General features: G+C 72.4%; 16 protein-coding genes. 6 read left to right on the top strand and 10 right to left on the bottom strand.

Annotated features, from left to right (window positions below; translation table 11 throughout):
• Positions 1 to 33: 33 nt before the first annotated feature.
• Entirely contained in the window at positions 34 to 462 is a 429-nt protein-coding gene (locus tag ACZ6I3_RS00785) for a peptidase inhibitor family I36 protein (protein WP_469410700.1), read from the bottom strand.
• Positions 463 to 694: 232 nt separating this feature from the next.
• Between ACZ6I3_RS00785 and ACZ6I3_RS00790 the strand changes: the two genes are divergently transcribed.
• Positions 695 to 1,903: a helix-turn-helix domain-containing protein gene (locus ACZ6I3_RS00790; protein ID WP_469410701.1), complete on the top strand. Its 1,209-nt coding sequence runs from the start codon at positions 695 to 697 to the stop codon at positions 1,901 to 1,903.
• Positions 1,904 to 1,956: 53 nt separating this feature from the next.
• On the opposite strand, the gene nirD is transcribed toward ACZ6I3_RS00790, so the two are convergent.
• Genes nirD through ACZ6I3_RS00805 form a run of 3 tightly spaced genes read right to left on the bottom strand, consistent with a single transcriptional unit; the run spans position 1,957 to position 6,133 of the window.
• Positions 1,957 to 2,307, bottom strand: coding sequence for a nitrite reductase small subunit NirD (gene nirD / locus ACZ6I3_RS00795; RefSeq protein ID WP_469410702.1), 351 nt, complete (start codon positions 2,305 to 2,307; stop codon positions 1,957 to 1,959).
• On the bottom strand, positions 2,304 to 4,916 hold the full coding sequence (gene nirB, locus ACZ6I3_RS00800; protein ID WP_469410703.1) for a nitrite reductase large subunit NirB: 2,613 nt from the start codon (positions 4,914 to 4,916) through the stop codon (positions 2,304 to 2,306). Before nirB ends, nirD begins: the two co-directional genes overlap by 4 nt.
• Positions 4,916 to 6,133, bottom strand: coding sequence for an NAD(P)/FAD-dependent oxidoreductase (locus tag ACZ6I3_RS00805; protein WP_469410704.1), 1,218 nt, complete (start codon positions 6,131 to 6,133; stop codon positions 4,916 to 4,918). Before ACZ6I3_RS00805 ends, nirB begins: the two co-directional genes overlap by 1 nt.
• 161 nt (positions 6,134 to 6,294) lie before the next feature.
• Between ACZ6I3_RS00805 and ACZ6I3_RS00810 the strand changes: the two genes are divergently transcribed.
• Entirely contained in the window at positions 6,295 to 7,077 is a 783-nt protein-coding gene (locus ACZ6I3_RS00810) for a sulfite exporter TauE/SafE family protein (RefSeq protein ID WP_469410705.1), read from the top strand.
• 23 nt (positions 7,078 to 7,100) lie between these two features.
• Here ACZ6I3_RS00810 and ACZ6I3_RS00815 read toward each other — a convergent pair whose 3' ends face one another.
• Together ACZ6I3_RS00815 and ACZ6I3_RS00820 are read right to left on the bottom strand one after the other, a co-directional pair.
• On the bottom strand, positions 7,101 to 7,853 hold the full coding sequence (locus ACZ6I3_RS00815) for a YqjF family protein (protein WP_469410706.1): 753 nt from the start codon (positions 7,851 to 7,853) through the stop codon (positions 7,101 to 7,103).
• Between the two features lie 589 nt (positions 7,854 to 8,442).
• Positions 8,443 to 9,345, bottom strand: a complete 903-nt coding sequence (locus ACZ6I3_RS00820) for an NAD(P)-dependent oxidoreductase (RefSeq protein WP_469410707.1) — start codon at positions 9,343 to 9,345, stop codon at positions 8,443 to 8,445.
• 104 nt (positions 9,346 to 9,449) lie between these two features.
• On the opposite strand from ACZ6I3_RS00820, the gene ACZ6I3_RS00825 reads away from it, so the two are divergent.
• Positions 9,450 to 9,842 (top strand): winged helix-turn-helix transcriptional regulator, encoded by a 393-nt coding sequence (locus ACZ6I3_RS00825; protein ID WP_469410708.1) that lies wholly within the window; start codon positions 9,450 to 9,452, stop codon positions 9,840 to 9,842.
• Here the strand turns inward: ACZ6I3_RS00825 and ACZ6I3_RS00830 are convergent.
• Positions 9,780 to 10,502, bottom strand: a complete 723-nt coding sequence (locus ACZ6I3_RS00830) for a class F sortase (protein ID WP_469410709.1) — start codon at positions 10,500 to 10,502, stop codon at positions 9,780 to 9,782. The two genes, ACZ6I3_RS00825 and ACZ6I3_RS00830, sit on opposite strands and share 63 nt — an antisense overlap.
• Positions 10,503 to 10,641: 139 nt before the next feature.
• A complete protein-coding gene (locus tag ACZ6I3_RS00835; RefSeq protein ID WP_469410710.1) occupies positions 10,642 to 11,160 on the bottom strand; it encodes a hypothetical protein in 519 nt (172 codons plus the stop codon).
• A gap of 285 nt (positions 11,161 to 11,445) precedes the next feature.
• Here ACZ6I3_RS00835 and ACZ6I3_RS00840 point away from each other — a divergent pair, with 285 nt between their 5' ends.
• Complete coding sequence (locus ACZ6I3_RS00840; protein ID WP_469410711.1) at positions 11,446 to 12,081, top strand: NADPH-dependent FMN reductase; 636 nt, start codon at positions 11,446 to 11,448, stop codon at positions 12,079 to 12,081.
• A 100-nt stretch (positions 12,082 to 12,181) separates the two neighbouring features.
• Positions 12,182 to 12,709: a hypothetical protein gene (locus ACZ6I3_RS00845; RefSeq protein WP_469410712.1), complete on the top strand. Its 528-nt coding sequence runs from the start codon at positions 12,182 to 12,184 to the stop codon at positions 12,707 to 12,709.
• Positions 12,710 to 12,773: 64 nt separating this feature from the next.
• Here the strand turns inward: ACZ6I3_RS00845 and ACZ6I3_RS00850 are convergent, their stop codons facing one another.
• Positions 12,774 to 13,184, bottom strand: coding sequence for a gamma-glutamylcyclotransferase family protein (locus ACZ6I3_RS00850; protein WP_469410713.1), 411 nt, complete (start codon positions 13,182 to 13,184; stop codon positions 12,774 to 12,776).
• 139 nt (positions 13,185 to 13,323) lie between these two features.
• On the opposite strand from ACZ6I3_RS00850, the gene ACZ6I3_RS00855 reads away from it, so the two are divergent.
• Entirely contained in the window at positions 13,324 to 14,970 is a 1,647-nt protein-coding gene (locus ACZ6I3_RS00855; RefSeq protein ID WP_469410714.1) for a M4 family metallopeptidase, read from the top strand.
• A gap of 94 nt (positions 14,971 to 15,064) precedes the next feature.
• On the opposite strand, the gene ACZ6I3_RS00860 is transcribed toward ACZ6I3_RS00855, so the two are convergent.
• Complete coding sequence (locus ACZ6I3_RS00860) at positions 15,065 to 17,182, bottom strand: molybdopterin oxidoreductase family protein (RefSeq protein WP_469410715.1); 2,118 nt, start codon at positions 17,180 to 17,182, stop codon at positions 15,065 to 15,067.
• Positions 17,183 to 17,292: the final 110 nt, after the last annotated feature.

Raw genomic sequence — 17,292 nt, forward strand, 5'->3', positions numbered from 1 at the left:
GTGCGCGCCACCGCGTTCGGATCACCGGGGGCGTCAGCCGCAGCTGCCGCTGATCCACCGGTGCGAGCGGACCTTGTACGTACCGGCCAGGTTGCCGCCGTGCTGCTGCCGGGTGCAGCCGATCCGGTCGCTGTAGTCGGCGCCCCGGTAGTAGGCGACACCGGTGGAGCTGCTGGTGCCGGCGTTCCACACCGACTTCACGTTGGTCGTGGCGGCCCAGGAACACCTGATGGCACCGCTCTGCCAGTCGGGGTCGGCCACGTCCCACGCGCACTTGCTGCCGGTGAAGTTGGCGCCGGTCCAGAAGCAGATGTGCCCACTCGCGCAGTCCACCGCCGTGGGAGCGGCCGGGGCGGCCGAAGCGGAGGACGGCACGGCCAGCGTGGTGATCGCGGCGGCGCTGACGGCGAGGACCGCGAACAGCGGTGTGGTGCGGGAGTTCCTGCGGACGGAAAGGCGCATGGGCCTGGTCTCCTCGGGAGTCGGGGGCGGTCGTTCGGACGGCCCGACGCTGGCAAGGCGCGACCGGGTCCGGCAAGGGCAGCGGGGCCGGGTGGGATGCCGGGACGGCTGGGACGGCGCTTGACTGGCGCGTTCCGTAACCGTTGGGACGGCCATGGGATGCCTTTGGTGGCACAGTGGCGCCTGAGGCGCCCGACCTGCGCCCGTGGGGGTATCCGAGGGGGGAATCCCGATGTCCGTATGCCCGGAAACGGAACGGTTCGCCGCGCTGCTGCGTTCGCTGAAGAGCCGGTCGGGCCTGAGTTACGAGGCCCTCGCCAAGAAGTCCGGCCTGGCCGGTTCGACACTGCACCGCTACTGCCGTGGCACGTCCGTGCCCCAGGACTACGGCAGCGTCCACCGGCTGGCCACGGTCTGCGGCGCGACCCCGGAGGAACTCCGCACCCTGCACCGCCTGTGGGCCCTGGCGGACGCGGCGAGAACCGCGGCGGCCGGTGCGGAGGAAGAGGCGGCGGCAGCGGAAGCGCGGCAGGAAGCACCTGAGGAAGCACCTCAGGAAGCGGAGGACGCGGCAGAAGAGAAAGCGGAACCGGGGGGCGAGGAGCGAGCGGAACCTGGGGGCGAGGAGCACGCGGTCCCTGACGACGCCGGGGAGCCCGCCCCCGAAACCACCCACGAAACCGCCCCCGAAACCGGTCCCGAACTCGCCCCCGCCTTCCGCCCCGACGCCCGCTCACGCCGGCGCCGCCTGCGCACCTCCGTCGTCACCGCCGCCCTCGTCGCGGCCCTCAGCGTCTCCGCCTGGGCGCTGTACAGCGGCCGGACGCCGTCCGGCAGCGGCGGTGGTGGTGGGCGCGGTTCCGGTGACGACCGGGCGTTGTTCTCGGCCAGCTGCCCACCCGTGATCGCCATGGGCGAGCACGACGAGTGCGTGCGGGAGGTACAGCGCCTGCTGCACGCCAAGGGCGCGGACATCGGCGTCGACGGCAGCTTCGGGCCGCAGACCCTGCGCCGTGTCACCGCCTTCCAGGTGCTCGCCGGGATCCAGCCCAACGGCGTCGTCGAGGAACCCACCAAGAAGGCGCTGTACGCCTCACGGGTCCGGATGAGCGTGTGGTCGCAGGAGAAGGTGCGGCAGCGGGTCCGCGAGGTGTTCCCCGAGGTGCCGGACAAGGCGGTGGCCATCGCCGACTGCCAGTCCTTCCTGGACCCGCTGCACATCCTGCCCAACACCAACGGCACTCGGAACTGGGGCCTGTTCCAGATCTCCGACGCCCGGCTGCGCGAGCTGGGAGGAACGCCCCGTCAGGCCCTGGACCCGGAGTGGAACATCCAGGCCGCCAGACGGCTGTGGAGCGAGGACCGCGACTTCGGTGACTGGCCGCACTGCGCACGGGCCGCCGGAGCCACCCCGCTCACCGGGACACCGTCACCGCATTGAGGAAACAGAAGAGACACCCCTCAAAGGACGAGGGGTGTCTCGGCCCGGCACTCCTACGCGGTGCGCACCCGGTACGCCGTCACACGTACCTCCTCGTCGTCCAGGCACTGCCCGGACGCCAGGTCGAAGCGCTGCTTCAGCAGCGGCGAGGCGACGAACGGGCGGCCCTGGTGGGTGCCGGTCAGGCCGCGGGAGAGGACGGCCGCGCCGGTGAAGGGGTCGCGGTTGTCGATGGCGAACAGCTCGCCGGAGCGGTCGCGGAAGACCGCGGCCTGGTGGCCGTCCGGCAGCAGGGCCGCCACCCCGCGGCCCGGGAGCAGCGTGCTCAGGTCGCAGACCGTGAACCAGTCGCCGTCCAGGGAGAGTTCGATCTTCAGCTCGGTGGTCTCGGGTGCCAGGGTCATCGCTGGGCGCTTCCTTCCAGAACGTCGGCGGGTCGCATGCCGATGGACAGCAGCGGCAGGTCGGGCTTCATCTGGTCGCGCTCGGGCACGAAGGCGACGACCGGGTCCGGGGTGTCCGGGGCGTTCACGAAGGACACGAACCGGGCCAGCTTCTCGGGGTCGTTGATGGTCTCGGCCCACTCGTCGCGGTAGTACGCGACATGCGCCCGCATCAGCTTCTCCAGCTCGTCGCAGATGCCGAGGGAGTCGTGCACGACCACGTCCCGTACGTGGTCGAGGCCGCCCGGGATCCGCTCCAGCCAGGTCGAGGTGCGCTCCAGCCGGTCGGCCGTACGGATGTAGAACATCAGGAACCGGTCGATCAGGCGGACCAGTTCGGCGTCCGACAGGTCCTGGGCCAGCAGGTCCGCGTGCCGCGGGGTCGCGCCGCCGTTGCCGCCGACGTAGAGGTTCCAGCCGTTGGCCGTGGCGATCACGCCGAAGTCCTTCGACTGGGCCTCCGCGCACTCGCGCTGGCAGCCGGAGACCGCCGACTTGAGCTTGTGCGGCGACCTGAGGCCCCGGTAGCGCAGCTCCAGGTCGATCGCCATGCGGACCGAGTCCTGGACGCCGTAGCGGCACCAGGTCTGGCCGACGCAGGACTTCACCGTGCGCAGCGACTTGCCGTAGGCGTGGCCGGACTCGAAGCCGGCGTCGACCAGGCGGGCCCAGATCAGCGGGAGCTGCTCGACGCGGGCGCCGAACATGTCGATCCGCTGACCACCGGTGATCTTCGTGTAGAGGCCGAAGTCGCGGGCGATCTCGCCGATGACGATCAGCTTCTCCGGGGCGATCTCGCCGCCGGGGATGCGCGGGACGACCGAGTAGGAGCCGTTCTTCTGCAGGTTGGCCAGGAAGTGGTCGTTGGTGTCCTGGAGGGAGGCCTGCTCGCCGTCCAGGACGTAGCCGCTCGCGCCGATCGCCGGGGCGAGGGAGGCGATGATCGAGCCGACGGCCGGCTTGCAGACCTCGCAGCCGTCACCGCCCCGGGCCTCCTCGCGGCCGTGCCGGTCCAGCAGGTCCTGGAAGGTGGTGACGCGCAGGGCGTGGACGATCTCGTACAGCTCCTCGCGGGTCTGCCCGAAGCAGCCGCACAGGCCCTTGTCGACCTCGATGCCGCCGGCCTCCAGCTCGGCGTTGACGAGCTGGCCGAGGACCTTGACGCAGGAACCGCAGCCGGTGCCGGCCTTGGTGCACTTCTTCACCTCGGGCACGGTCACGCACTGGTGGTCGGTGACCGCGCCGCGGATGGTGCCCTTGGAGACGTTGTGGCAGGAGCAGACGATCGCGTCGTCCGGCAGCGCGGACGGGCCGAGCTGGACCGACTCCCCGGACCCCGCGGGCAGCACCAGCGACTCGGGGGAGACCGGCGGGACCGAGCCGGTGAAGGCCTTGAGCGTGCCGTACGCCTCCGCGTCGCCGACCAGGATGCCGCCGAGCAGCGTGCCGTCGCGGCCGATGACCAGCTTCTTGTACAGACCGGAGCGGGAGTCGGAGTAGACGACGTCCAGGCAGTCCTCGGCGGTGCCGTGCGCGTCACCGAAGGACGCCACGTCCACGCCGAGCAGCTTCAGCTTGGTGGACAGGTCGGCCCCGACAAAAGACGCCTCATCGGAAGCGATCGTCGCCGCCGCCGTCTCCGCCTGCTCGTAACCAGGGGCGACCAGGCCGTACACCCGGCCGTCGGAGGCCAGCGCGCACTCGCCGATCGCGAACACGTGCGGGTCGTCGACCGTGCGGCACTGCTCGTCGACCGTGATGCCGCCGCGCTCGCCGACCGTGAGACCGCAGTCGCGGGCCAGCTGGTCGCGGGGGCGGACACCGGCGGAGAACACCACCAGGTCGGTGGCGAGTTCGGAGCCGTCGGACAGCTTCATGCCGGTGACGGCGCCGTCCTCGCCGACCACGACCTCCTGCGTGCCCACGCCCGTGTGGACGCTCAGGCCCATCTCCTCGATGGTGCGCAGCAGGGCCGCGCCGCCGCCGTCGTCGACCTGCACCGGCATCAGCCGGGGCGCGAACTCCACGATGTGGGAGGTCAGTCCGAGGCCCTTGAGGGCACCGGCCGCCTCAAGACCGAGCAGACCGCCGCCGACCACGGCACCCACCTGGGCGTTCTTCGCGTACTCCTCGATCGCGAGCAGGTCCTCGATCGTGCGGTAGACGAAACAGCCCTCGGCGTCCTTGCCCGGGACCGGCGGCACGAACGGGTAGGAGCCGGTGGCCAGGACCAGCACGTCGTAGTCGACGACGAGCCCGGAACGGGCGGTGACCCTGCGGGCCTCCCGGTCGACGGTCTCGGCCGGGTCACCGATGTGCAGCTCGATGCCGTGGTCCTTGATGAACTCCATGTCCGTCATGGACAGGTCCTCGGGCGTCCGGCCCGCGAAGTACGAGGTGAGCTGGACGCGGTCGTACGCCGGACGCGGCTCCTCGCAGAGCACCACCACGCGGTGCGTGGCGGTCAGGCCGCGCTCGGCGAGCGCTTCGAGGAAGCGCTGGCCGACCATGCCGTGGCCGACGAGCACGATCGTGGGGGTGGCCTCCGTGGCCTCCGGGGTGGCGGTCATCAGGAGCCTCCATCGTTGGTGAGCAGGTGGAGCAGCGGGCCGCCGTCGGAGGGGAGCGGCTCTGCTCCCTCCCAGGCGCGGGCGAGCGCGCCGACGGTGCCGAGTTCGCCGACGAGGACCCCGCCGACCAGGCGGTCGTCGCGGACGACGACCTTGCGGTAGGTGCCGCGGGTGGCGTCGGCGAGCTGGACGACGTCGTCGCCCGGGAGGGCCTCGGTCTCGCCGAACGCGGCGAGGTCGAACGGGCTGTCGTGCCCGTTCAGGGTGAGCCGGGTCAGGGAGCGGGTGCCGGTGTAGCGGGCGTCCGCGTCACCGGCGAGCAACTCCGCGAGCGCGTCGGCCTGTTCGAGCGCCGGGGCGGCGAGGCCGTAGAGCACGCCGTCGTGCTGGGCGCAGTCGCCGATCGCGTGGACGTACGGGTCGGAGGTGCGCAGCTCGTCGTCGACGACGACACCCTTGCGGACGTCGAGCCCGGCGGCCTGCGCGAGACCCACCCGGGGGCGGACACCGCAGGCGACGACCACGAGATCCGCGTCGAGCGCGTACCCGTCGGCCATCTCCACCGAGCGGACGGCACCGCCGACGCAGCGCACGTCCCGTACGCGGCACTCGGTGTGCACCTCCACGCTCAGCTCGGTCAGATGCCGCTTGACGAGCTTGGACGCGGCCGGGTCGAGCTGGCGCTCCATGAGCCGCTCGGACTGCTGGGCGAGCACGACCTGGGCGCCGCGCAGGGCGAGCGCCCGGGCCGCGGAGACCCCGAGGAGCCCGCCGCCGATGACGACGGCCTTCGCTCCCGGCCGGACCGCCTTGGAAAGACCCAGGCAGTCGTCCATGGTCCGGAAGGCGTGCACGCCCTCGGGCAGTTGGCGGCCTTCGGTGAACAGCCCGCGCAGCGGAGGCAGTACGGGGTTCGAGCCGGTGGCCAGCACCAGCCGGTCGTATGCGATCACCGAACCGTCCGCGCACACGACGCTCCGCCGCTCGCGGTCGATGCCGGTGACCCGGCCCCGGGTCAGCTCCGCGGGCGCGGGCAGGGCGATCACCTCGGGGCTGTACCGTCCGGCCAGCACCTCGGCGAGCAGCACCCGGTTGTAGGGCCGGTGCTCCTCCTCGCCGATCAGCAGCGCGGGCGTGCCGAGCTCACCGAGCCGCCGGGCGAGGCGTACGCCCGCGAGGCCGGTGCCGATCACCACCACACGCTCATTCGAGGTCATGCCCTTGAGCGTGCGGTGCCGGTGTTACCCGGCAGCATCACATCTGTTTCCCACGGGGAACGCTGCCCTCAGCGTGGGCGGGGGGCGGATGTGAGGGTTCCTGACGTGGGGCGGAGGCGGGCTGTGAGGGGCGCGTGGGGGCCTCGCATAGGGTCTCGATCATGCCCGACATATCGCTGACCATGATCGTTCTGCTCTGCCTCGCGGCTTTCGCCGCCGGATGGATCGACGCCGTGGTCGGCGGCGGCGGGCTCCTGCTGCTGCCGGTCCTGCTGCTCGGGCTGCCGACGCACACACCCGCCGCGCACGCGCTCGGCACCAACAAGGCGGTCGCCATCGTCGGCACGACGGGAGCGGCGGTGACGTACGCCCGCAAGGCCCCGGTGGACGTGAAGACAGCGGTCCGCATCGGTCTCGCCGCCCTCGCCGGATCCTCCGCCGGGGCCTTCTTCGCGGCCGGGATGAGCACCGAGGTCCTCAAGCCGGTGATCATGGTGGTGCTGCTCGCCGTCGCGGCCTTCGTGATCCTGCGGCCCGCCTTCGGCACGGCCCCCGCGACCGGCCCGGCCTCCCGCCGCCAGATCCTCGCGGCGATCGGCCTCGCGGGCCTCGGCATCGGCTTCTACGACGGTCTGATCGGCCCCGGCACCGGCACCTTCCTGGTCCTCGCCCTCACCGCGGTCCTCCACCTCGACCTCGTCTCCGCCTCCGCCACGGCCAAGATCGTCAACTGCTGCACCAACGCGGGCGCCCTGGCCACCTTCGCCTGGCAGGGCGCGGTCCTGTGGCAACTGGCCGCCCTGATGGCCGTCTTCAACCTGGCGGGCGGCACCCTGGGCGCCCACACCGCCCTGAAGAAGGGCAGCGGCTTCGTCCGCGTGGTGCTGCTGACGGTGGTGTTCGCCCTGGTGGCGAATCTGGCGTATGAGCAGTGGCTGGCTTGAGGGCGTGGTCGGAGTACGGCCGTTCACGGCGTGGGGATGCCCGCGGGGCGCGCCGGACGGCCGAGGCGGACGGGGACGCCGGGGGAGTACAGCACGCTGGCCGGGGCGCCGTCCGGGGTGGGGAGGCCGGATGACGCGATCAGGTTCTCGTCGCAGGTGATCAGGTCGGCGCGGTACAGGGGCCAGCGGGGGTGGTGGTTGGGCAGGTAGCCCGTTCCGCCGAAGAACGCGTTGTGCATGCCCCAGCGGGCGGTGAGGAAGTGCTCCAACTCCGTGGGTTCTTCGATGCGTTCACCGGTTCGTACGGTGATGCGGCTGGAGGCGCCGCGAGGACCGGGCCAGCGGCGGGAGCTGGTGTAGGTGACGGTGTCTCCGGCACGGCGGACGGTCATCCGGGACCACAGGTACGGCAGCCGGAAGCCGACGCGCCCCATCAGAACTGGTATCAGCCGGGAGGCGTCCATCGACCGGAAGACGACTCCGCGCCGCCCGTGGGCGTCCACCGAGTACAGGCGCACGTTGGTCTCCGGAAAGGTCCCGAGATACGGGACTCCCGGCAGCCGCAGCCAGCCGACCCGGTGCATCCGGAAGGCCACGAGCCCGACGTAGGTGACCCCGTCGTGCGTATCGGGAACGGTGCCGCTCGGCAGGTGCGGCGCCACGGTGTCCGGGTCGACGGCCCAGTGGATGAAGGCGAGGTCGAGCCACTGCTGGGTGAGGAGCGGGGCGGCTATGGCGGCGGGCGCGTCGGGGGTGACGGAGGTCGGCTTCTGCACCGTGCCAGCGTGGCAGAGGCTTCGGGAGGGGCGCTCCGCTTTCCCTCGGGCGCTGGCTTTCCGCCGTGCCCTGGCTTTCCGCCGTGCCCTGGCTTTCCCCGTGCGCTGGCCTTCCCGTGTGCCCTGGCTTTCCCGGTGCGCTGGCTTCCCCTCGTGCGCCGGGATTCGGGTCTCGTGCGCTCGGATCCGGATCCGGATCAGGATCAGGATCCGGGTCCGGGTCCTGTCTCGGGCTCGGGAGGGGCCGCAGCGTCGTCGTCGGCATGCGGGCCGGCCGCCCGCCCGGGCGGCGGGAAGCGCGCACGGCTGAGACTGGAGAGTGACGCGCACCGGCCTGCCCCCCGGGGGTCGCCCTGTCATCGGGCCGCGCGGCCCGGAACGGCTGGGCCGCTTCGCCCCCTCAGCCTCGCGGAACGCCCCCTGGACGCGACGCTCGCCGCCGCCTGCTCCGAGGGGCTGCGGCGGCCCTCTGAGCCAGGTCGCCGGTCGACCGGCGCTCACCGCAAGGGCGGCGGGAGTGGTCGGGCCATCCCGGCCGGTCCCGGGGCGGTGCGTCACCGTCCGGAGCAGGGCGAGGCATCGCCACCCGCTACGAGGAGGCCGCGCCTCCCTGTGCCAGCAGTTCGACGATCCCCGTCCCGTCCTCGTCGCCGTGTCCCTGGGCGAGGCGCCGCTCCATCAGGGCCATGTACGGGGTCAGCAGCTCCGGGCTGACCCGCTGTTCCTCGGCCGTGCGCAGCAGGGTGGTGTTGCCCGCGACCTGCATCGCGAGGTTGGAGACGACGTTCCTGGTGTAGTCGCCGCTCTCCAGCCCGTCGGCGGTCTGGTGCACGGCCGGTGCCATCGCGGTCAGCCAGTCCATGAGCAGCGGGGCGAAGTCCTTCGGGGCGATGTCCTCGGGGCGGATCAGCGCGAAGGCGTGGGTGACGCCCGCGAACATGCCGCTCATCGCGCTCAGCAGTGCCACGTCGTGCAGCGCGGCGAAGCCCGGGTCGGCCCCGACATAGCGGGTGGCGACCGGGACGGCGAGGGTGCCGCGGTGCTCCTCGAACAGCTCGGGGGAGCCGCTGTAGAAGACGTAACCTCCTGCTTCGGGCTGCCCCACCATCGGCGGTACGGCCATGATCCCGCCGTCCAGGAAACGGGCGCCGCGGGCCTCGGCCCAGGCGGCACGGGTACGGCCCTCGGCGGGCGTTCCAGTCGTGAGGTTCACCAGGTCCCGACCCGCCAGGTCGGCCCCTTCCAGGGCGTCGCCCACGGAGGCGTCGTCGAGCAGGCAGGCGATCACAAGGCGGTTCGCGGCCACCGCCTCGGCGGCACTCGCGGCCACTGTCGCGCCCTCGGTGGCGAGCGCTTCGGCGCGGGCGGGGGTGCGGTTCCAGACGGTCACCGGGTGACCGGCGGCGAGCCAGGCGCGGGCGAGGGCGGTGCCCATGGCGCCGGCGCCGAGGAGGGTGAGGGGCGTACGGGAAGCAACGGCGTTGTCAGTCATGGCGTTTAGGCTCGTCGGAAGGGACCGGCCTGCTCAAGTACGTACTTCGAAGTGGGCGGTTACCTCGGGGGAAGCGTGCAGGCGGCAGGGGAAGGGGCTCGGGCATGGGGACGACGGTGCGGCGGCCGGGTGCGTACATCTGCGGGATCGACGCGGCGATGGACGTGATCGGCGGCAAGTGGAAGGTGCTCATCCTCTGGGCGTTGAACGAGCGGCCCCGCCGCTTCGGCGAACTGCGCCGGGAGCTGCCGGGCGTCACCGAGAAGGTGCTCGCCTCACAGCTGCGGGAGATGGAGGCCGACGGCCTGGTGCATCGCGAGGCGTACGACGAGGTGCCGCCCCGCGTGGAGTACTCGCTGACGCCGCGGGGCGTGTCCCTGAACGAGGCCCTGGAACCTCTGGGGGCCTGGGGGAGGACCAACATCCTGGGCGGGTCACCGGCTCCCGGTCAGGTGCGCGAAGACGACCACGTTGCCCTGATAGCCGGTGGCCCGTGAGTAGCCGCCGCCGCAGGTGATGACCCGCAGCTCGGGGCGGCGGGCGGGGCCGTAGACCTTGCGGTCGGGGAAGTCCTTCGCGGCGTACGCCTCGACGGCGTCCACGGTGAACACGGCGACCCTGCCGTCGCGCCGGTCCACCTCGATCGTGCTGCCCTTGGTCAGGGAGCCCAGGCCGTAGAAGACGGCGGGGCCGTCGGCGTTGTCGACATGGCCGGCGACGATCGCGGTGCCCCGCTCACCGGGGGTGGTGCCGGCCTCGTACCAGCCGGCGAGGTTCGCGCGCGCGGCGGGCGGTGCGTCCAGGCTGCCGGTCCTCGTCAGGCCGAGCCCGGTCAGGGGCGCGTTCACGCGGATCGCCGGGATGCGGATGCGGTCGGGAGGCGAGGGCGGCAGCGCGGGCGCGGCATGCCGCTCACCGGCCCGGCCGGCCTGCCCGGCGCGGCCGTCCTGTCCATCCTGCCGCTCGCCCCCGTTCTGCTCCTCCCGCCCGTCCTGACCCGCGCGGGCCTGGGCGAGCGACGGCTGGGGCGGGGCATGTGTCTCGGCGCCGTTGCGCAGCAGCCATGCCCCGGAGCACAGGGCGAACACCGTGACCGCCGCCATGGCGGCGTTGGCCGGGTTGCCGAACGTGCTGCCGTACCTGGGGAATCTGCGCATGGCCCACCCTTTCTCCTGATCACCCCTCTGCGTTCCAGGAGCCCTGCGGGCCCCGTACCCCCCTCCGGGCCGCGAGGGGCGTCGGACCCGGAGGGGGAGGGGACATGCGGTACCGGCGACGGACAGCGGAGGGTGTCCGTCAGATCCCGTCGCCTCTCGCCCGGCGATGCAGGAGCCAGGTACCGCCCGCGGCGGCGACGGCGAGAGCCGCCACACCGGCCGCGGTCTGCACGGGATCGGCGCTCAGGGCGCCGCCGACCCCCGTCTTCACACTCCCCCTGGGATCTACCCGCTGGCGCACGGATGTCAGCGTGACCACCAGGTCACCCGTGACCGGCCGGCCGCTCCCGGTGCACGTCGCCGTGATCTCGTACGTCCCCGGCTGCGCGCTCGGCGGCACCCTGAACCGCCCGGTCGCGTCCTGGTCGTCCGGGCCCGGGGCCAGACTGAGGGAACCGGCCCCGACCGCGCTGGCGTCACCCGTCGCCGTGCCGCCGTCGCCGCAGGCCGCCGTGCGGACGGTGACCTGGCCGCCCGGCACCACGGAGGAGGGGGAGACCTCCAGGCCGCCGGTGGCGCCGTACGCGGGGGCGGCGGCGAGGGCCGCGGCGGCGACGGCGAGCGCGGTGCCGGTCAGCGGCCGGGCGGTACGTCGCATCGGTGCTCCTTCGAGCGGTTCGTTCGTGCACCTGCCCTTCCGAGGTAACGGGCAGTGCGGCGACCGCGCTTTCTGATGGTGCGTCAGAATTGGGGTGAATGGGTGTCAGGGGGTGCTCGGCCGGGCGACTCCTCGGGGGTGTTTGGCCAGGTCAAGGGCGTTCTGCTGGCAGGTCCCGGAAAAGCCTGCCGAGCACGTGTGAACGGGTGACCGCGGGCCTGGTCCGGACATGGGGGCGCACCCGGGCTTGACCTCAACAAAAGTTGAGGTACGAGGCTGTGCCGCATGAACGCATCCGGTACCCACGCACCCACCCCGGCCCACGTATCCGCCGCTGCCCCCTCCGCGACCGAGCCGCTCCAGGTGACCCTCATCGTCGGCAGCAACCGCCACGGCCGCTTCGGTCCCGTCGTCGCCGACTGGCTCCTCGACCGTCTCCGGGGCCGGGACGACCTGGTCACCGAGGTCGTCGACGTCGCCGGAACCGACCTGCCGATGTCCTTCGAGCGAACCCCCGACGCGACCGCCACCCTCTCCGGCATCACCCCGAAACTGGCCCGCGCGGACGCCTTCGTCGTCCTCACCCCCGAGTACAACCACTCCTACCCGGCGGGCCTGAAGAACCTCGTCGACTGGCACTTCACCGAGTGGCGGGCCAAGCCGGTCGCCCTCGTCTCCTACGGCGGCCTCTCCGGCGGCCTGCGCGCGGTGGAACACCTCCGCCAGGTCTTCGCCGAACTCCACGCCGTGACGGTCCGCGACACCATCTCCTTCCACAACGCGGGCGCGTCCTTCGACGACGAGGGCGCCCTACGGGACCCCGCGGGCCCGGACGCCGCTGCGAAGACCATGCTCGACCAACTGGCTTGGTGGGGCGAGGCGTTGCGGGAGGCCCGGGAGAGGCGCCCGTACGGGGGCTGACTGACCTGCGCCCCTGGTCCGACGGTGCTTGGCGGCACTCAGCGGACCGAGGGGCCCCTGGATAGACTGCGCCGCTGCAGCCCGACAGGAGGTCGTCCGCGTGTTCACCGCACGGTTGCTCGCCGGTGCCGCGTCGGCTCTGGTGGTGCTCGCCCTGTCCGGCTGCTCCGCGTCCTGGGGCTGCACGGACACGACGGCGGAGCGCGGTGAGGCCCGGGTCGAGGTACAGGTCGAGGACCCGTTCGGGCGGCCTCTCGGCGTCACCGCCGAGGTCGTCGACTGGCGCCTGGAGCCCCACCCGCAGGTGCCCTCCGAAGGTGACTGGGTCAGCTTCCGCTTCCGCTTCGACGGGGCTGACGAGATGTCCGACCCCGCGGTGGACGCCTGCGCGGTCGATGAGAAGCGCGTGGCGCTGGGGTGCGAGACGGTCCACGCGGCCGAGGCGTTCGGGCCGGGCGGTGACCCCACAGGCGAGGCCTGGCTCGACGTCGAGCACCCTGAGCGGGTCGCCGGAGTGCTGCTGATCCCCAACGACCAGTCCTACGACCGGCGGACCTGCGAGCAGGACATCAAGGACGGTGGCGGCCGGCATCCTCCGGAGCCGGCCGTCATGGGGGACCAGCTGTAGGCCGCCCCCCCGGCCCGGTGAGCCGACGGTGGCACCGGCGCGCGGTGATGGCGGGGGAGTGTCCTCACCCCCGCCACTCCCCGCCCTCGATCCGCCGCCCCCTCTCCCGCAGCCGCGCCGCCACCCCCGGCCCCGCCACATAGACCCAGGCCCGCACGGTCGCCCCGTCCAGCTCCCGGACGACCTTCCGCTCCACGCGCAGATACAGGCTGTCCGGGTCGCCCGGGGCGTACTCCTCCAGCCGGTCCAGCTCGGAGAGCAGCCCCGCGTACGCCTCCGGCAGCGCGGTCACCAGCTCCCCGCCCACCCCGCCGCCGCCCGGCTCCTCGACCGCGTACGGATAGCCCGGACCCTCGTACAGCACCGCCCCCGCGAGGCGGCCCGCCTCCTCGGAGCGGGTGCGCCCCCGCAGGAAGAGGTCGTGGTTGACCTCGCCGGGGCGGAGCGTGCCGTAGACGAAGAAAGGGAGGGTCACAGGAACGATTCTGCACCCTCACACACCTGCACAACGGGCCTATGGACATGCCATGTCCGGGCCGCCTTAACTCGCGGTCAACATCAACGCCGCCCCCGGTCGACCCCACGCGACCGGGTGCGCCCGTATGAGGAGACCGATGAGTCGGATACGTCCCGTCCGAGGTTCCCGTCTCGCCACCGCAGGCGCGGCCGCCACCGGCATCGGCGCCCTGGTGGCCGCCGTACTCTCACCCACCGCCCAGGCGGACGAACGGCCGACCCGGTCCGACGCGATCGAGAGTGCGGAGACGGTCCTCGCCGACCGGGCCGCCGAACTGGGCCTCGGCTCGGCCCAGGAGACGAAGGTCCGGGACGTGGTCGTCGACGAGGACGGTACCCAGCACGTCCGCTACGACCGGACCTACCACCGACTCCCGGTCCTCGGCGGCGACTTCGTGCTCCACCTGAACCCGGACGGCAGCTACCGCGGCGCCAACCGCGCGACGAAGTCCGCGCTCTCCATAGCCGACGTCACCCCGAAGGTGACCGCCCCGAAGGCCGCCGACCTGGCCGCGAGCCTGCTGCGCGCCGCACACCTCGGCGAGACCCTGAAGAAGCTGACCGCCAAGCCGCGCCTGGTCGTCGACGCCCTGCACGGCGCCCCGAAGCTGGCCTGGCAGACCGACGCGGTCGCGCACGACGGACTCGGCAACCCCGTCGGGCACACCGTGCTGACCGACGCGACCACCGGCGACCGAATAGACGCCTGGGACACCATGGAGACGGTGTCGGGCGACGGCAAGTCCCTCTACGGCGGCACGGTCGGGCTGAACACGACGAAGTCCGGGTCGTCGTACCGGCTGAAGGACGCGACGCGCGGCGGCACGTACACGGGCGACGCGGAGAACAAGACGGACAAGTGCCTGCTGACGGTCTGCGTGACCCGCGCCCCCGCGACGCTCTTCACGGACGCGGACAACCACTGGGCCACGGGCAAGACCTCCGACCGCGCCACGGTGGCGGTCGACGCCCAGTACGGCACGGACGTCACATGGGACTACTACAAGAACGTCCACGGCCGGAAGGGCATCGCCGGCGACGGCAAGGGCTCCTTCAACCGCGTCCACTACGGCAAGAACTACAACAACGCCTTCTGGGACGACAACTGCTTCTGCATGACGTACGGCGACGGCGACGGCAAGCAGCTCGGTCCGCTGGTGTCGCTGGACGTCGCCGGGCACGAGATGTCCCACGGTGTCACCTCGAAGACGGCGGCGCTGACGTACTCGGGCGAGTCCGGCGGACTGAACGAGGCCACCTCCGACATCTTCGGCACGCTGGTGGAGTTCCACGCGAACAACGCCAAGGACCGAGGTGACTGGCTCATCGGCGAGAAGGTCGTCCGCTCCGGGCTCGGCCGGGAGTCCCTGCGCCGCATGGACAAGCCGTCGAAGGACGGCAAGTCCGCCGACTGCTGGAGCGACAAGGCCGCCGACCTCGACGTGCACTACTCCTCGGGCATCGGCAACCACTTCGCCTACCTGCTCGCGGAGGGCAGCGGCACCAAGACGATCAACGGCGTCAGCCACTCCTCCCCGACCTGCGACGGCGCCACGGTCAAGGGCATCGGCAAGGCCAAGCTGGGCAAGATCTGGTACCGCGCCCTGACGGTCTACATGACCTCCTCGACCGACTACGCGGCCGCCCGCAAGGCGACCCTGAACGCGGCCAAGGACCTCTACGGCAGCGGCAGCACGGAGCAGAAGGCCGTGGCCGCCGCCTGGAGCGCCGTCGACGTGGGCTGAACCGCCCCCTCACGACCCTCGGTGGTGTCCGCAGTTCGGGTGCGGACACCACCGAGGCCTGTGCCGGAGGGCCCGGGTCCGGCAGCACGGGGACTCAGCCCCGCACCGCCTCCAACCGCACCGCACACGCCTTGAACTCCGGCATCCGGGAGGTCGGGTCGAGCGCGGGGTTGGTGAGGGTGTTGGCGCGGCCCTCGCCCGGCCAGTGGAAGGGCATGAACACGGTGTCGGGGCGGATGGAGTCGGTGATCCTCGCGGGCGCCACGGCCCGGCCCCGCCGCGACACGACGGCGACCGGATCCCCCTCGGCCGCCCCGAGCCGCGCCGCCAGCCGCGGATGCAACTCCACGAACGGCCCGGGCGCGGCAGCGTTCAGCTCCGCCACACGCCGCGTCTGCGCCCCGGACTGGTACTGCGCCACGACCCGTCCCGTGGTCAGCAGCACGGGGTACTCCTCGTCCGGTTCCTCGGCGACCGCCCGATGCGAGACAGCGACGAACCGGGCACGCCCGTCGGGGGTGGCGAACCGGTCGAGGAAGAGGCGGGGGGTGCCGGGGTGGGCCACGGCCGCCGTGTCACCTGCGGCGGGCCGCTCCGCAGTCTCCCCACCCCCCGGACAAGGCCAGAACACCCCGTCCTCCTCCACCAGCCTGCGGTACGTGATCCCCGAGTAGTCCGCCGGGCCGCCCGCGCTCGCGCGGCGCAGTTCCTCGAAGACCTCCTCGGGGTCGGTCGGGAAGCCCTTCTCCACGCCCAGGCGGGCGGCGAGTTCGTGGAGGACCTCCAGGTCGCTGCGGACACCGGAGGGCGGGGTGATCGCCCGGCGGCGGAGCAGGACCCTGCCTTCCAGGTTCGTCGTCGTGCCCGTCTCCTCCGCCCACTGCGTGACCGGCAGGACCACGTCCGCGAGCGCCGCCGTCTCCGACAGCACCACGTCACACACGGCCAGGAAGTCCAGCGACCTGATGCGCTCCTCGATGTGCGCGGCACGCGGCGCCGACACCACCGGGTTGGAGGCCATCAGCAGCAGGGACCTGATGTCCGTGCCCAGCGCGTCCAGCAGCTCGTACGCACTGCGCCCCGGGCCGGGCAGTGCATCGGGGTCCACCCCCCACACCTCGGCGACATGCCGCCGCGCCGCCGGATCGTCGAGCTTGCGATAGCCCGGCAGCTGGTCGGCCTTCTGCCCGTGTTCGCGTCCGCCCTGCCCGTTGCCCTGCCCGGTCAGACAGCCGTACCCGGACAGCGGGCGTCCCGCCCGGCCGGTCGCCAGACACAGGTTGATCCACGCGCCCACCGTGTCCGTGCCTTTGGACTGCTGCTCGGGCCCGCGCGCGGTGAGCACCATCGCCGACTCCGGCGCGCAGAACAGCCGTACGGTCTCCCGCAGTTGAGGAACGGACACCCCCGTGATCCGCTCCACGTACTCCGGCCAGTGCGCCATCGCCGCGGCCCGCGCGTCCTCCCAGCCCACCGTGCGCTCCTGGACGTACTCCTCGTCCACCCGCCCCTCGGCGATCACCAGATGCAGCAGGCCCAGCGCCAGGGCCAGGTCCGTGCCCGGCCGGGGCGCCAGGTGCAGGTCCGCCTGCTCGGCGGTCTTCGTACGGCGCGGGTCGATCACGATCAGCGTGCCGCCGTTCTCCCGCAGCTCGTTGAAGAAGCGGAGCGACGGCGGCATGGTCTCCGCGAGGTTCGACCCGACGAGGATCACACAGCCCGTCTTCGGGATGTCCTCCAGCGGGAACGGCAGCCCCCGGTCGAGCCCGAACGCCTTGATGCCGCCGGCGGCCGCCGACGACATGCAGAAACGGCCGTTGTAGTCGATCTGGGACGTGCCGAGCACGACCCGCGCGAACTTGCCGAGCGTGTACGCCTTCTCGTTCGTCAGTCCGCCCCCGCCGAACACCCCGACCGCGTCCGGCCCGTGCTCCGCGCGCGTCCGGCGCAGCCCCGCGGCGATCCGGTCCAGCGCCTCGTCCCAGGAGGCGGGCACCAGCTCGCTCCCGGAACGCACCAGCGGCGAGGTCAGGCGGACGTTCGACGCCAGTACCGCCGGTGCCGTACGGCCCTTGCCGCACAGCGCGCCCCGGTTCACCGGGAAGTCCGCGCGCTCGCTCACCTCGACGGTCCCGTCCGGCGCGGGCGTCAGGTTCATCCCGCACTGCAGGGCGCAGTACGGGCAGTGCGTGGGCGTCGCGGTGTTCTGCATACCGTTCAGCGTGCTTCGGCCGTGTTACGCCCGGCACGGCTCCCTGTTACGCGGCCGGGACGGGGACCTCCCCGCCGCCGCCGGGTCCGCGTGAGGCACACGGGCCGGGG

This window comes from Streptomyces sp. NPDC041940, from assembly GCF_055589465.1.